The sequence below is a fragment of the Rhizobacter sp. P2_H2 genome, from assembly GCF_056403375.1.
Genome location: NZ_JBFUFP010001702.1, coordinates 1 through 699 on the forward strand (window position 1 = coordinate 1; position 699 = coordinate 699).

A 699-nucleotide genomic window follows, 5' to 3' on the forward strand; every position below is an offset into this window, starting at 1 on the left:
CGCAGGTGCTGCGCAAGGGCATCGTCTTCATCGACCTCGCGATCGCGCAGATCGCAGCACTCGGCGTGATCGTCGCCGGCCTGCTCGACATCGACCCGGGCGGCTGGCAGGTGCAGGTGGCCGCGGCGCTGGCCGCGCTGGCCGGCGCGCTGCTGCTGACCTGGACCGAGAAGAAATGGCCCGACGTGCAGGAGGCGCAGATCGGCGTGCTGTTCGTGCTGGCCGCGACCGCCGGCATCCTGCTGCTCGCGAAGAACCCGCACGGCGGCGAGCACCTGCGCGACCTGCTGGCCGGGCAGRTCCTGTGGGTCAGCTACACGCAGCTCGCGATCCCGCTGGTGGCGACGCTCGCGATCCTCGGGCTGTGGTTCGGTGCGCGCGCGCTGGTCGAGCGAGCGGGCTTCTACCTGCTGTTCGCGCTGGCGGTCACGGTCTCGGTGCAGCTGGTCGGCGTCTACCTGGTGTTCGCGACGCTGATCGTGCCCAGCCTGGGCACGCGCAAGCACCGCGAGGCGCGGCGGCTGCCGCTGGCCTATGGCATCGGGGTGCTCGGGTATGCGATCGGGCTGGCGCTGTCGTCGGCGTTCGACCTGCCGGCCGGGGCGTTGATCGTGTGGTGCCTGGCGCTGCTCGCGATGGCCGTGCACGCCGCGGCACCGTAGGCGCGGAAGGCGGGTGCGGGGAGGCTGTGGTGCGCCG

1 protein-coding gene is annotated in these 699 nt (G+C 72.3%); it reads left to right on the forward strand.

The genetic code is table 11. The annotated features are described in order from the left end of the window. Window positions 1-662, forward strand: a 662-nt coding sequence (locus AC1D15_RS35705; RefSeq protein WP_477829814.1) for a metal ABC transporter permease, incomplete at its 5' end; no start/stop codon positions are given. Between the last annotated feature and the right edge of the window lie 37 nt (window positions 663-699).